Origin of the sequence: Amycolatopsis nigrescens CSC17Ta-90 (genome assembly GCF_000384315.1) — a bacterium.
GTDB lineage: Bacteria > Actinomycetota > Actinomycetes > Mycobacteriales > Pseudonocardiaceae > Amycolatopsis > Amycolatopsis nigrescens.
Genome location: NZ_ARVW01000001.1, coordinates 3,942,719 through 3,955,608, shown reverse-complemented (window position 1 = coordinate 3,955,608; position 12,890 = coordinate 3,942,719). Strand labels below are relative to the sequence as shown.

Annotated in this window: 15 protein-coding genes; 5 read left to right on the top strand and 10 right to left on the bottom strand. The window is 67.8% G+C overall.

Annotated features, from left to right (window positions below; genetic code table 11):
• Window positions 1-25: 25 nt before the first annotated feature.
• The 5 genes from AMYNI_RS0118655 to AMYNI_RS0118635 all read right to left on the bottom strand — a co-directional run bounded on the left by AMYNI_RS0118655 (window position 26) and on the right by AMYNI_RS0118635 (window position 5,074).
• Window positions 26-1,000, bottom strand: coding sequence for a glutamate ABC transporter substrate-binding protein (locus AMYNI_RS0118655; protein WP_020669555.1), 975 nt, complete (start codon window positions 998-1,000; stop codon window positions 26-28).
• Window positions 1,000-2,406, bottom strand: coding sequence for a hypothetical protein (locus AMYNI_RS0118650; protein ID WP_026360629.1), 1,407 nt, complete (start codon window positions 2,404-2,406; stop codon window positions 1,000-1,002). The genes AMYNI_RS0118655 and AMYNI_RS0118650 overlap by 1 nt, the downstream gene beginning before the upstream one ends.
• A gap of 127 nt (window positions 2,407-2,533) precedes the next feature.
• Window positions 2,534-3,181, bottom strand: a complete 648-nt coding sequence (locus AMYNI_RS0118645; protein WP_020669553.1) for a response regulator — start codon at window positions 3,179-3,181, stop codon at window positions 2,534-2,536.
• Window positions 3,178-4,308: a sensor histidine kinase gene (locus tag AMYNI_RS0118640; protein WP_020669552.1), complete on the bottom strand. Its 1,131-nt coding sequence runs from the start codon at window positions 4,306-4,308 to the stop codon at window positions 3,178-3,180. Before AMYNI_RS0118640 ends, AMYNI_RS0118645 begins: the two co-directional genes overlap by 4 nt.
• Window positions 4,309-4,456: 148 nt before the next feature.
• Complete coding sequence (locus AMYNI_RS0118635) at window positions 4,457-5,074, bottom strand: TetR/AcrR family transcriptional regulator (protein WP_020669551.1); 618 nt, start codon at window positions 5,072-5,074, stop codon at window positions 4,457-4,459.
• 63 nt (window positions 5,075-5,137) lie between these two features.
• On the opposite strand from AMYNI_RS0118635, the gene AMYNI_RS0118630 reads away from it, so the two are divergent.
• A complete protein-coding gene (locus tag AMYNI_RS0118630) occupies window positions 5,138-5,632 on the top strand; it encodes a hypothetical protein (RefSeq protein ID WP_020669550.1) in 495 nt (164 codons plus the stop codon).
• On the opposite strand, the gene AMYNI_RS0118625 is transcribed toward AMYNI_RS0118630, so the two are convergent.
• From AMYNI_RS0118625 to AMYNI_RS0118605, 5 genes are all read right to left on the bottom strand, one after another.
• Window positions 5,629-6,237, bottom strand: coding sequence for a L,D-transpeptidase (locus AMYNI_RS0118625; RefSeq protein ID WP_026360628.1), 609 nt, complete (start codon window positions 6,235-6,237; stop codon window positions 5,629-5,631). The genes AMYNI_RS0118630 and AMYNI_RS0118625 overlap by 4 nt on opposite strands.
• A gap of 197 nt (window positions 6,238-6,434) precedes the next feature.
• The gene (locus tag AMYNI_RS0118620) at window positions 6,435-6,638 is read right to left on the bottom strand and encodes a cold-shock protein (protein ID WP_020669547.1); all 204 of its coding nucleotides are present in this window, start codon (window positions 6,636-6,638) and stop codon (window positions 6,435-6,437) included.
• Window positions 6,639-6,852: 214 nt separating this feature from the next.
• Window positions 6,853-7,020 carry a hypothetical protein gene (locus tag AMYNI_RS49110; protein ID WP_020669546.1) on the bottom strand — a complete coding sequence of 56 codons (168 nt, stop codon included), beginning with the start codon at window positions 7,018-7,020 and terminating at the stop codon, window positions 6,853-6,855.
• A 22-nt stretch (window positions 7,021-7,042) separates the two neighbouring features.
• A complete protein-coding gene (locus tag AMYNI_RS0118610) occupies window positions 7,043-7,978 on the bottom strand; it encodes an acyl-CoA desaturase (protein WP_026360627.1) in 936 nt (311 codons plus the stop codon).
• A 232-nt stretch (window positions 7,979-8,210) separates the two neighbouring features.
• A complete protein-coding gene (locus AMYNI_RS0118605; protein ID WP_084628688.1) occupies window positions 8,211-9,869 on the bottom strand; it encodes a thiamine pyrophosphate-binding protein in 1,659 nt (552 codons plus the stop codon).
• A gap of 127 nt (window positions 9,870-9,996) precedes the next feature.
• Between AMYNI_RS0118605 and AMYNI_RS0118600 the strand changes: the two genes are divergently transcribed.
• The 4 genes from AMYNI_RS0118600 (at window position 9,997) to AMYNI_RS48205 (ending at window position 12,848) form a co-directional block, all read left to right on the top strand.
• On the top strand, window positions 9,997-11,283 hold the full coding sequence (locus AMYNI_RS0118600) for a hydroxyacid-oxoacid transhydrogenase (protein WP_020669543.1): 1,287 nt from the start codon (window positions 9,997-9,999) through the stop codon (window positions 11,281-11,283).
• Window positions 11,277-11,693: an acyl-CoA thioesterase gene (locus AMYNI_RS0118595; RefSeq protein WP_020669542.1), complete on the top strand. Its 417-nt coding sequence runs from the start codon at window positions 11,277-11,279 to the stop codon at window positions 11,691-11,693. The genes AMYNI_RS0118600 and AMYNI_RS0118595 overlap by 7 nt, the downstream gene beginning before the upstream one ends.
• A 130-nt stretch (window positions 11,694-11,823) precedes the next feature.
• Window positions 11,824-12,669, top strand: a complete 846-nt coding sequence (locus AMYNI_RS0118590) for a helix-turn-helix domain-containing protein (RefSeq protein ID WP_026360625.1) — start codon at window positions 11,824-11,826, stop codon at window positions 12,667-12,669.
• Window positions 12,666-12,848 (top strand): DUF397 domain-containing protein, encoded by a 183-nt coding sequence (locus AMYNI_RS48205; protein WP_084628406.1) that lies wholly within the window; start codon window positions 12,666-12,668, stop codon window positions 12,846-12,848. The genes AMYNI_RS0118590 and AMYNI_RS48205 overlap by 4 nt, the downstream gene beginning before the upstream one ends.
• Window positions 12,849-12,890 lie beyond the last annotated feature (42 nt).

Here is a 12,890-nt window from a genome sequence, read left to right as displayed (position 1 = left end):
TGTCCACGTGCGTACCCATCGTTTCCTACTTGTATTCGGCGGGCGGCGGGCTGCCGTCACCGAGCAGCTTGCTCAGCCACTTGTCGTAGCTCTGCCGCCACGGCCCGGCGCGCACGTTGTCCAGTACCGCGTTGACGAACCGGACCATGTCCTCGTTCGCCTTCGGGATACCGATACCGTACGGCTCCCTGGTGAACTTGTCGCCGACGATCCGGGTCGTTGGGTCCTGCTCGGCCATGCCGACCAGGATCACGTCGTCGGTGGAGACCGCGGCCACCTGGCCCTGCTGCAACATCACCAGGCAGTCCGACCAGTTGTCCACGGACACCGGCACCGGCTTCGACGGGGCCGCCGCGATCGTCTTGAGCGGGGTGGATCCCTTGGCCGCACACACTTTCTGGCCGCCGAGGTCTTCGAGGCCGTCCACCTTGTCGGCGACCGAGTTCGGCACCAGCACCCGCTGCCCGGCGACGTAGTACGCGGTGGAGAAGTTGACCCGCTTCAACCGGTCGCAGTTGATCGTGTACGTCCGCACGACGATGTCGACCTCGTTGCGCTCCAGCACTGCCTCCCGCTGCGAAGAGGTGATCGCGCGGAACTGGATGCGGTTCTCCGCGGTGCCGAAGATCGCGATCGCCACCTGCTTGGCGATGTCGATATCGAAACCCTCGAGGCTTCCGTTGGTGGGGTTGCGGAAACCGAAGAGGAAAGTGGTCTGGTCCACTCCGGCGATCAGCTTGCCGCGTTCCTTGATCTTCGCCATGGTCGAGCCGGACGGAATACCGGTGCCGTTGTTCGGCGCCAGGCTGCCGGTATTGCAGTCCTTGTTCGCCGAACCGGGACCACCGGCGTCCACCCCGCCGACGTGCGCCGGCTGCGGCGGCTGCACGTCGGTGACCGGTGCCGGATCCACCGGCTTACCCGCCGATCCACAACCGGCCGCCGCCATCGCTACGGCCGAAATCAGTACGGCCAAACGTTTCTGTTTCACCAGCTTCATCAGCGGTACTCCCTCAGCCGTTCCCTGATCCCCATCGTCACCCCGGCCGCGGCCACCACGCAGAGCACCGCGAACCCGGGCGCGAGCAGGATCAGCGCGCGTTCGGCATTGCGCGTCTCGTCCAGGAACTCCTGACGGCCCACGTTGATCGCCTCCACCAGATCGTGGTCCAGGCTCAGGAAGGCACTCGCCGCACTGTCCTTGGCGCCGGTGTCGATCGCCAGCTTGACCGCGCCGTCGTAGTCGCCGCTGTCGTCCCGCTTGCGCACCTCCTGGTGCGCCTGGAACCAGGTGATCGTGTTCCGCATCGCGGAGTCCACGTGCCCGGCCGAGTCCAGTCCCTCGGCGGACGCCTTGGCCTCGTTGAGCAGGCCGCCCTTGCCGTCCGGCCCGATCAGCTGCACGGCGAGGTCGACGAAGTCCTTCTCGTAACCGGCCCCGTCGCCGCGGGCGACCAGGGTGAGGGTCTCGTCGGCACGCGCCTGCAGCGCCGCGATCCTGGCCCGGACCAGCACGTCGACCTGCTGGGTGCCGGCGGTCTGGCCGGCGTTGACCAGCACGCTCTGCACCACCAGCGCGACCGCGCTCCACACGATGGTCAGCGCGATCGCGCCGCTGGCCACCACCAGGCCCACGTTGAGCAGCCGGTTGGTCTTTCGGGTCAGGTGCAGCTGGGTACCGACCAGCGCGGCGACAAGGCCGAGCACCAGCAGCGTGGTCAGCCACGGGAAGTCGGTGGCGTCGTCCTGTTCCTCGGCGAGCCGGTCGGTGTCGATCCGGTAGAGGTCCTGCGCGGCGGGCAGGATCTTGGCCCGCATCAGTTCGGATGCCTCGCGCAGATACGAGGCACCGGCGGGGAAACCCTGGCGGTTGTTCGCCCGTGCGGTCTCCACCAGCCCGGTGTAGACCGGCAGTTGCTGGCCGAGCACGCCGACCTTGGTCGCCGCGTCGGACACCCCGGCCGAGTCGGAGGCGGCCTTCGCCAGCGCGGCCCCGGCCTGCGCGATATCGGTGTCATAACGCTTTCGCAGCTCGGGCGGTTCGGTACCGGTGGAGAGGAAACCACTGGCCGCGGTCGCGTCCGCGTCCGAAAGCGAGCGATAGACCTGCTGCGCCGCGGCGGCCAGCGGCTCCCGGTGGTCGATCAGCTCGTTGATGGTGTTCTTCTTGCCCTGCACCTCGAAGGTGCCGACCAGACCGGTGATCAGGGCGAGCAGGGCGAGGCCGACCGCGATCACGGACAGCCGGCCCGGGGTGGTGCGGGCGAAGTCCATCACCCCGCGCACCGCCTGGCCTGGCAGGTCCAGCAGCCCGGCCACGCCGGAGCGCGGCTCACGCGCGGGAACTCCGGGTTCCGGCCCGTGCCCCACGCCGGGTCCCCCCGGCCGGGTCGCGGTGCTCGTCATATTTCTCCTCCACCCTCGGTACCGCACTCGAAGAAGAAGGTATCTGAGTCACGAACTCCTGAACCAGCGACACCACGCCGGACGACGAATAGCCGTCTTTTCGACGCTCCGGCAGGGCTAAAGCCGGTTATTCGGCCAGCCGGTGCGCAAGGGCGTAACGGACGGCTTCCGCTCGATTGCGCACGCCGATCTTCGCGTAGGCGTTGTTGATATGTGTCTTCACACCGGCCTCGCCGATGAAAAGCTCACCGGCGATCTCCGCATTGCTCAGCCCGGTGGCGATCAGGCCGAGCACCTCGGCTTCCCTGGCGGTGAGCCCGTCCGGCGGCGCCGTCTTCGGCCGGACCGGCCGTCGCTCGCCGAAAGCGGCGGCGACCAGCCTGCCGGAAACCTCGGGGCCGAAGGTGGACTGCCCGGCCACCGCCGAGCGCAACGCGGCGGCGATCTCGGCCCGGCCGGCATCCTTGGTGAGATAGCCGCGGGCGCCCGCGCGCAACGCATTGCCGATGGACTCGTCGTCGGCGTAGGTGGTCAGCACGACCACGGCGGTGCCCGGGTGCTCGGCGACGATCCGCCGGGTCGCTTCGACCCCGTCCAGCACCGGCATCCGGAGGTCCATCAGCACCACGTCGGCCGGATCTTTCTCCAGTGCTTCCAGTGCCTGCGCGCCGTCGGCCGCGATGCCGAGCACCCGCACGTCTTCGAGCAGGCCGAGCAGCGCGGCCAGCCCTTCGCGCATCACCTGCTGGTCGTCGACCACGAGCACCCTGATCACGCACCCACCTCCGCCACCAGCCGCCAGCCGGAACCGGCAGGACCGGCACTCAGCGTGCCACCGGCCAGCGCGAGCCGCTCGCGCATCCCGGTCAGCCCGTGGCCTGCGCGTTCGACCGGCTGGCCCGGCAACTCGTTGTACACCCGCAACCTGACCGCTCCAGCGGTGAACTCCAGCGACATGGTCACCGGGCGGCCGGGGGCGTGCTTCGCCGCGTTGGTCAGCGCCTCCCGTGCCGTCCCGGCCAGTGAGACGGTGGCGGCGGACGAGATCGGGCGCGCTTCGCCGACGGCTTCGAACTCCACCGGTACCTGGTGGTCCGCGCTGTGCGCGGCGGCCATCGACCGCAGCGCCTCGGTCAGCGAAGGCACATCGCGCCGCAACGCGGCCACCGCGTCACGCGCCTCGCTGAGCCCGTCCGCGGCCAGCCGCCGCGACCGCCTTACCGTCGCGAGTGCACTGTCTAGATCGGACTTCTCGGCGAGCAGCGCCTCGGCCAGCTCGAGCTGCACGCCCAGTGCGCCAAGGGAATGCGCCAGCACGTCGTGGATTTCCCTGGCGATCCTGGTGCGCTCGTCCAGCGCGGCGGCGCGGCTGTGCTCGGCCTGCGCCAGCCTGGTCTGCACCAGCAGCCGTTCGGCTTGGATCGCCTGCACCTCGTACTGCCGCCGGTTCAGCCCGAGCAGCACGATCGCCAGTACCAGCAATGCGTTGCCGAGCACCTCGCCCGCACTGGCACGGGAAAGCGGGTACGGCAGGATCATGAACGCCGCGCAGGCAAGGGCGACCGACGCGATCGCCGTCACGGCCGGGGTCACCAGCGCGGCGAACCGGCCGAGCAGGACCATGCAGAAGATCAGCGCGGAGGGGTCCGCCGCCCAGCTCACGGTCAGCCCCGCGGCCAGCGCGCCCAGCCCGAGCACGACTGCCGCCGCACTGGGCCTCTTCCGGTACTCGGCGACCAGGAAAACCAGCCAGCACAAGGAAACGACGCCGTGAGACCCCCAGACCCACGGCGACGTCTCCCGCGCGGTGACCAAAGTCAGCCCGATCATCAAGGTGCCGAAGACGTGCACCACCAGCCAGCCCGGCGCGATGTTGTCCGGCAGTAGCGGCCGCTTGCTCATCTCCTGATCTCACACCACCGGACCCGCTCCTGTGCTTTCACCGCCGCCGTCCGCAAGCAGCTCCTTTTTGTTCATGACCGGCACCCTAGGAATCGCGCGGGGTGGATGCCCACCACGCACCGGTGGAGATCGAGGTGGAGAACCGACTTCACTGACGCTTGAGCGAGGAAAGGTGACGGCGGAGGATCTGCCGCATCAGGGCGGGAGTGGTGCGGCCCGGCTGGGTGGCGGCGGCCATGGCGAGGCCGTCGAGCAGCGCGGCCAGCCGTTCGGCCTCCAGGTCGAGATCCAGCCCGTCGGCCAGGCCGCCCATCCGGCGCGCCTCGACCAGCACCCGCCGGGTGACCGCGCGGATCTCGTCGTGGGACCTGGTGACGTCCCCGGCGAGCTCGGGCCTCGTTCTGGCGGCGGCGGTGAACGCGAGCCAGACCTCGGTCTCGGCGCGGCGGGTGTCGTCCAGCGGGAGCAGCTCGCCGAGCAGGCGCTCGGTCAGCTCGAGCCGGTCGACGGGCGGCCCGGCCGGGTCCAGCAGCCGCTCGGCGTGCACCAGCAAACGTTTGCGCACGCGCTCGCTCAGGGTCCGCATGGCGAACACGATCAGCTCGTCGTGGGTCGCGAAGTAGTGCCGGACGGACCCGACGACCAGGCCGGCCTCGGCCGCGACCAGCCGCAGCGAAGCCTGCTCCAGGCCGTCCCGGCGGACCACCCGGAAGACCGCTTCGGCGATCTCCTGGCGACGGGCTTCGGCGTCCACGATCTTGGGCACGTTGCCTTTATAGCACAGCCTTGCTATTTTATTTAGCATGACGTTGCTACAAAGGGGGAACCGATGAGCTCATGGCTGATCGCCGGGATCGTGCTGGCCGCCGTGGTGGCGGTGATCATCCGCAGGCTCCGAGGTGAACCGCTGGTCGCCCGGGACGTGTTCGGCACACCGGCGATCCTGATCGCGATCGGGATCTACAGCATGAGCAAGCTGGACGTGCTCACCTTCGCCGACGTGCTGTGGGTGTTGGCGGGTTCGGTGATCGGGCTCGGCTTCGGCGCCGTGCGCGCCACGACCACCCGGCTGTTCGAACGCGACGGCGTGCTCTGGCAGCGCTACACCGGCTGGACCTTCGGCATCTGGGTGCTCTCGCTGGCGGTCAACCTGGGTTTCGCCCTACTGGCCGCGACGGCCGGGATGCTCCCCGAAGCGCGGCCGACCACGCTGTCCATCGGAATCAGCCTGCTCGGTGAGGCGCTGGTGATCGCCTACCGCGCGAAGCGAACGGGCCTTCCCTTCGCACCTTCGCAGGACGGGATCCGACTGCTGCCGCGCTAGCGCACGACCTGCACCACGTCACCGATCTTGAGCGTGTTGTAGAACTTCAGCGAAGCCGCGTTGGACAGGTGGATGCAGCCGTTGGAGTAGTTGCTCAGGCTGCCGGCGTGGAAGGCATCACCGGGGTAGAAGAACACCGAGTTCGGCATCGGCGCGTTGTCGAACTCCTTGCTGTAGTGCATTTTCTCCTTGGACAGCACGCGGAAGTTGCCCACCGGCGTGGTGCTGCCCTTCTTGCCGGGCAGCATCGGCACCGGACCGTAGATGATCTTTCCGCCGCGGGAGATCCACGCCTTGTGCGCGGACAGGTCCACACAGGCGCCGTCGGGCGACGAACAGGGCACCCCCTCGGCCGCCTTCACAGCCGGCTTGCTGGTGGACGGCGTGCTCTTGGGCGTGCTCTTCTTGGTGCTGCTCGGAGATGGCGTGCTGCTCGGCGACGACGGCGGCTCGCTGGTACTGGGCGCCGTGGTCGTCGGCACCGAACTGGTCGGCTGAGCCACCGCGAGCTGCGTTTCGCCCGCGCCGTCACCGGCTCCAGCCGAACACGCACCGAGCACGGCCGCGACGGCCAAAGTGGACACCGAAACCAGGATCTTCCGCACGGCTCAAACCCCTTTTTCGAAGGTGCTGCGACTCTCCTGATGCGGTAGACGCCCGGTCCGCGGGTCAAGTTGTCCCGGGTACATCACGATCTCGTCGCCGGTCCGTGCGAACACCCCAAAGTGGACCGAACTTCCCCGGTGCGGAAACGAAAGAAGCCGCCACCTCGATGAGGTGGCGGCTCCTACTCGAAGTCTCGTCAGATGACGGTGACCGAGGTGGCCTGGGGGCCCTTGGCGCCCTGACCGATCTCGAACTCGACGCGAGCGTTCTCGTCCAGGCTACGGAAGCCGTTGCCCTGGATTTCCGAGTAGTGCACGAAGACGTCGCCGCCACCGTTGTCGGGGGTGATGAAGCCGAACCCCTTCTCGGAGTTGAACCACTTCACAGTGCCCTGAGTCATAAAAAAATCTCCATATGTAACAAACACAACGAGGAAGCCACTTCAGCACCCCGGGTCCGATAACGAGCGATTTGCTTCCTCGAACGAGGAACCTCAACGCCCGCTACGTCTTGCGAGCGTGGGTTAGCACGAACACAAAAACTTTGAGACCGCCAACAGTAAATCACAGGTAGGGGCCCCTCGCCAACCGGCCCATCGGGTGATCTTGTGAACTCTATTCGGCGCTCGCACCCCGGACGGGGGATGCGGCGAACGGGGAGCGGGTCACCGCGGCCAGGTCCACATCGACCGTGGTGTCGTCCTTCGTGTCGTCGGCCGAGCTGAACTGCACCGGCGCTTGGGCCGCGTGCCGCTGGTCGTTTCGAGCGGTCTCTTCGGCCATCTTCGGCCCCTTCCGAATTTGCCTAGTTCTTGACGCTGATCCGGCTCAGGCGGGCCGGCGTCGGCCAGCGCACACTGGTCGCCCAGCCGAGCTTCTCGAAGACCCAGATCAGCCGCGCGGAGATGTCGATCTGCCCGCGGAGAACGCCGTGCCGAGCACAAGTCGGGTCGGCGTGATGCAGATTGTGCCACGACTCACCGAAGGAGAAGATGGCCAGTGGCCAGAAGTTCGCCGCCTTGTCCCGACTGGTGAACGGCCGCTCGCCGATCATGTGGCAGATCGAGTTGACCGACCAGGTCACGTGGTGCAGCAAGCCGACCCGGACGAACCCGGCCCAGAACATTGCGGTCACCCCGCCCCACACCGACCAGCTGATCAGGCCGCCGAGCACACCGGGCCCGACGAAGGTGAGCACCACCCAGAGCGGGAACAGCCGGTCCACGATCCGGATGTCCCGGTCGGCCTGCAGATCGGGCGCGAACCGTTCCACATTGGTCACGCTGCGCTCGAACAGCCAGCCCATGTGGGCGTGCAGGAAGCCCTTGGCCAGCGCTTTCGGCCCGGTGCCGAACAGCCACGGCGAATGCGGGTCGCCGGCCCGGTCGGAGAAGGCGTGGTGGCGCCGGTGGTCGGCCACCCAGGTGGTGACCGGGCCCTGCGCGGCCATGTTGCCGGCGATCGCGAGGCCGATCCGCAGCGGGCGCTTCGCCTTGAACGAGCCGTGCGTGAACAGCCGGTGGTACCCGGCGGTCACCCCGAGACCGGTGAACACGAAGAAGGCCGCACCGATCCCGACGTCCAGCCAGCTCAGCCCCCATCCCCATGCGAACGGCACCGCGGCGGCGATGGCCAGCAGCGGCAGCAGCACGAACACCTTCACGGTGACGTGTTCGGGCATCGAACGCAGGCCGGAAATAATGGGTTTCGGTCGTCGGGTACGGGCTTCGGTAGCCGTCATGCACACCTCTAGATCAAGAAAACGAGTAAACACCCGGACAGCACCGCCCAGGGTTTTGGAGATCAATTTGCGGCAACGGGAATTGCTCGGTTGAAAAGTTGGGGAAAATTCCTCCGCTATCAAACCGGCTGTGCCTACCCGGCCGACGGTACCCGACGAACCCGCCAGACGCCAGGAACCTGAGTTTTCGCTGAGTTTTCCCGGCGCGGCAAAGCCGGAAAGCGTTTCGCCTTCAGACCGAACGGTCGCCGTGGAACAGGCTGCTCAGCCGGGTTTCCGGGGTGATCACGTCCGGATCGGTGCGCACGTCGATCACGCTCGGCCGCTGATGCAGCAGCGCCCTGGCGATGGCCGCTTCGAGCTCGTCCGGACCCTCCACGGTGTACCCGGCCGCGCCGAGGCCGCGCGCCCAGGTGGCGAAGTCGACCGCGCCGAGGGACACCCCGGACAACCGGCCGTGCGTGCGCGCCTGGTGCATCGCAACCGTGCCGAACAAGCCGTTCTGGAAGACCAGCACGATCACCGGGGTGCGGTAGCGGACCGCGGTCTCGATCTCCTGGCCGGTCATCAGCGCGCCGCCGTCACCGACCATCGCGACCACCGTTCGCTCCGGCTCGACCAGCTTGGCCGCCACCGCCGCCGGCACCGCGTAGCCCATCGCGCCGTTCGCCGGGCCGAGTTGCGTCCTCGGCGCGGTGAAACACCAGTAGCGGTGCACGAAACCGGAGAAGTTGCCGCCGTCGCTGGTCACGATGGTGTCCTCCGGCGCGAGCTTGCGGACCGCGCGGACCACGTCGGCCGGGTGCACGAAAACGCTCTCGCTGGTGTCCGGCGGGGTCATGAAGGTGTGCACCGCCGCGTTGGCGGCCGAACTGCGCCGGGCCCGCGGCGCCGCGATCGCGCGCAGCTCGCGCAGGAACGGCTCCACCTCGGCCTCGACCCGGAAGGTGAGGCCGCGGCGGCGGGTGTTCGGCAGGCCGGTGCCGACCATCACCAGGGTCTGCGACGGCAGCGGGTAGCGGAAGTTCTGCGTGGTGATCTCGTCCAGCCTGGCGCCGAGGGAGAGCACCAGGTCGGCCCGGTCCAGCGCGTCCAGCTGGCGGGCGGGGATGCCCTTGCCGAGGTGGCCGGCGTAGCGGGCGTGGTTCTCCGGAAAGGCGTCCTGGCGGCGAAAGGCGTTGTAGACCGCGAAGCCGAGCTGGTCCGCGGCGGTGATCAGTTCGTCCCGGGCGTTGCGAGCCCGGCCGCCGGCGATCACCACCGGGTACTTCGAATCCTCCAGCAGGGCGGCGACCTCGGCCGCGGACCGGCGCAGCGCGCCGAGGTTCGGCTTCTCCAGTTCCGGTTCGGCGACCGCCGCGTCGAAGGGCGCGACCCAGAAATCGGCGGGCACCGCCAGTACCGCCGGTCCTCGCCGGCCGGTGCGGGTCTGGTTCAGCGCCTCCACCAGCAGCCTGGGCACGTCCGCGGCGGTTTCCGCGGTACGCGCCCATTTGGCGAACGGCTGGAAGAAGGCGGCCAGGTCGATCTCCTCACCGCCGTCCGCGCGATCACCGAGCTGAAAGGCGGACGGGGTCAGGCCGAGCAGCACCAGCATGGGCGTTTCGTCCTGATATGCGGTGTGCACGCCGATCGCCAGGTTGGTCGTGCCGGGCCCCCGGCTGCCCAGCACCAGCGCGGGCGCGTCGCGGAGCTTGCCCTCGGCCTCCGCCATGTAGGCCGCGCCCGTTTCGTACCTGGTCGAGACCAATGTCATCGATGGTTCGAATTGGACGGCGTCCAGAAGTTCCAAAAAAGACTCGCCGGGCACGGCGTACGCTCGGCGCACCCCGGCGTCGGCGAGGATTCGCACGGCCGTCTGGGCGACGGTCCACCCCCGGTGATACCTGATGCGGCACGGTAATGAGTCTTTACTAGCCCGGTCAAGTGAACTTTCAATCTCACGAAAGTGGCCATCCCCACTGAGAGTTGAGCCCCTTAATCTGGAGCGAGTCCCGAGCCACGAAGGAGTACGCAGCGTGACACTCGACGCCAGCAGCCTGGAGACCGTGTTCACCTACGGCGCTCCGGCGCTGAAGTTCGGCCGCGGCGCGGCCGACGAGATCGGCTACGACCTGACCCAGTACGGCGCGCGCCGGGTACTCGTGCTCACCGACCCGCGGGTGGCTGCCACCGGCTGGCCACGCCGGATCGCGGACGGGATCGCGGGGTACGGCCTCGAAGTCGAGATCTTCGACGACGCGCACGTCGAACCCACCGACGTCAGCATGGGCAAGGCGGTGGACCACGCGCGAGGCACCGGGCCGTGGGACGCGTTCGTCGCGGTCGGCGGCGGGTCCAGCATCGACACCGCGAAGGCGGTGAACCTGCTGACCAGCAACGACGGCGAGCTGATGGACTACGTCAACGCGCCGGTCGGCGGCGGACGGGCGCCGAGCAAACCGTTGAAGCCGCTGGTCGCGGTGCCGACCACCACCGGCACCGGCGCGGAGAGCACCACGGTCTGCGTGCTGGACGTGTTGTCACTGCGGGTGAAGAGCGGGATCAGCCACCTGCGGATGCGGCCGACGCTGGCAGTCGTGGACCCGAGGCTGACGATGAGCCAGCCGGCCGGGGTCACCGCGGCCAGCGGGATGGACATTCTGTGTCATGCCGCGGAGAGCTACACCGCCAAGCCCTACACCGAGTTCGCCCGCAAACGGCCCGAGCAGCGGGTGCCGTACTGCGGGTCGAACCCCCTAGCCGACATGTTCGCCGAGCGCGCGCTCGGCCTGCTCCGGAACGCGCTGCCGGCCGCGGTGGCCGACGGTGACAACCTGGCCGCGCGCGAGGACATGGCGCTGGCCGCGACCTTCGCCGGGCTCGGTTTCGGCAACGCCGGGGTGCACATCCCGCACGCGAACGCATACCCGATCGCCGGGCAGGTTCGTGACTTCCACCCGGACGGCTATCCGGACGAGGAACCGATGGTGCCGCACGGGATGGCGGTCTCGCTGACCGCACCGGAGGCGTTCCGGTTCACCTTCCCGGCCGCGCCGGAACGGCACCTGCGGGTGGCCGAACTGCTCGCGCCCGGCTTCGAGCACACCGGCGCCGACGAGGACCGGCTGCCCGCCGTGCTGCGCGACCTGCTGCGGAAGATCGGCATTCCCAACGGAATCGGCGCGGTCGGCTACACGGAGTCCGATGTGGACGATTTGGTGCAGGGCACGCTGAAGCAGCAGCGACTGCTGGCCACCGCACCCCGCGAGCCGAGTGAAGAGGACCTGACCGGGATCCTGCGGCGGTCGGTTTCGCTGTGGTGAACGAGTACGCGCACTGGCAGCCGGTGCCGACGCGGTGGAAGGACAACGACGTCTACGGACACGTGAACAACGTCGTGCACTACGCGCTGATGGACACCGTGATCAACACCTGGCTGATCGAACGGGGTGGCCTGGACGTGCACGCCGGACAGGTGATCGGGCTGTGCGTCGAATCACACTGCAACTACCACGGCTCGGTGGCGTTCCCGGACGTGCTGGCGGTCGGCCTCCGGGTCGCCCACCTCGGCCGGTCCAGCGTGCGCTACGAGATCGGCATCTTCCGCGAGGACCGCGCCGAACTGATCGCGGAGGGCCATTTCGTGCACGTGTTCGTGGACCGCGAGTCGCGGCGGCCGGTGGAGGTCACCGGCAAACTCCGCGAGTCACTCGCCGCACTGAAAGTCGAGTAGGCGCAATTTGTTACCACAGCGGTAACACATTCTCGGGATACTCAAGAATGGGATCGGCAGGATCTACGGTAAACATAACTAGCCAATCGAGCGAAAGCCCGCTGGCCTGACCGCCCGTAGTATCCGCGACATGAGCGGCAATTCCCCGATAGCAAGAGCGCTGGGCAGGGCGCTGCGTACAGAGCGCGAAGCAGCAGGGCAGAGCCTTCGCGAAGTAGGTGAGCGGATAGGAGTCAGCTTTCCGACGATTTCCCGCTGGGAAACCGGTGATCGTTTCCCGCGCCCGGAGGACGTGTCCGCGATGCTGACCGCCGTCAACGCCGATCCCAAGCGGCGCGAGCAACTGGTCGAACTGGCGCGCAACGTTGACAAACAGCACTGGCTTTCCCTGCGTCCGGCCGACCGGGAACTCATGATGGCGGCGTTCCTGGAATACGAGCGGACCGCCAGGCGGATCATCCATGTTGAGCCGGGCCTGGTGCCTGGACTCCTGCAGACCAGTGCCTATGCCAGGGCCATCATGACCTCGGGAAAACTATCCGCTTCGGAGGCGGAAGAGCGGGTCCAGACTCGCATCAACAGACGCGAAGTACTGACCAAGCCGACTCCAGTGGAGCTACTTTCGCTGATCGATGAGGCTGCCCTGCACCACGAAATCGGCGGTCCGTCGACCCTGCTGACCCAGCTGAAGTATCTGGCCAAGCTCATGGAACGGCCGAACATCGACATACGCATTGTCCCGAACTCGGCTGGATACACGCCGATGCTGGTTGGCGCCTTCGTGTTGCTGGAGGACCACGACGGCCAGTCGGTAGTGCACCTGGAATACGTACGAACCGGCGCGTTCTTCCACCAGCCCGAGGATGTTGACGCGTACCGGGATGTAGTGCCTAGGCTGGTCAATGCTGCGCTGAGCCCGGCCGACACCGCCCGGCTCGTAGCCCACCGCATCACCAAGCTGGAGGCGATGACATGACCCTGTCCGCACACTGGCGCAAGTCGAGCCACAGCGGCGAAGCATCTAACTGCGTCGAAGTGGCCTGCGACAAGGACGTCGTCCAGGTGCGGGACAGCAAGGATCGCTTACACGGCACGCTCGACCTACCCCTCCCCGCTTGGTCCGCCTTCCTTTCCCAGGTCAGCGGTCGTGAGTGAAAAGTGTTGCCAGGGCAACCGTTTTCACTCACGAGGTCCCGG

Coding starts and splice junctions, on each gene's coding strand:
- AMYNI_RS0118640 (WP_020669552.1), bottom strand. CDS start 4,308: ATGAGCAAGCGGCCGCTACTGCCGGACAACATCGCGCCGGGCTGGCTG.
- AMYNI_RS48205 (WP_084628406.1), top strand. CDS start 12,666: ATGACCCTGTCCGCACACTGGCGCAAGTCGAGCCACAGCGGCGAAGCA.
- AMYNI_RS49110 (WP_020669546.1), bottom strand. CDS start 7,020: ATGGCCGAAGAGACCGCTCGAAACGACCAGCGGCACGCGGCCCAAGCG.
- AMYNI_RS0118610 (WP_026360627.1), bottom strand. CDS start 7,978: ATGACGGCTACCGAAGCCCGTACCCGACGACCGAAACCCATTATTTCC.
- AMYNI_RS0118590 (WP_026360625.1), top strand. CDS start 11,824: ATGAGCGGCAATTCCCCGATAGCAAGAGCGCTGGGCAGGGCGCTGCGT.
- AMYNI_RS0118620 (WP_020669547.1), bottom strand. CDS start 6,638: ATGACTCAGGGCACTGTGAAGTGGTTCAACTCCGAGAAGGGGTTCGGC.
- AMYNI_RS0118655 (WP_020669555.1), bottom strand. CDS start 1,000: ATGAAGCTGGTGAAACAGAAACGTTTGGCCGTACTGATTTCGGCCGTA.
- AMYNI_RS0118630 (WP_020669550.1), top strand. CDS start 5,138: ATGAGCTCATGGCTGATCGCCGGGATCGTGCTGGCCGCCGTGGTGGCG.
- AMYNI_RS0118650 (WP_026360629.1), bottom strand. CDS start 2,406: ATGACGAGCACCGCGACCCGGCCGGGGGGACCCGGCGTGGGGCACGGG.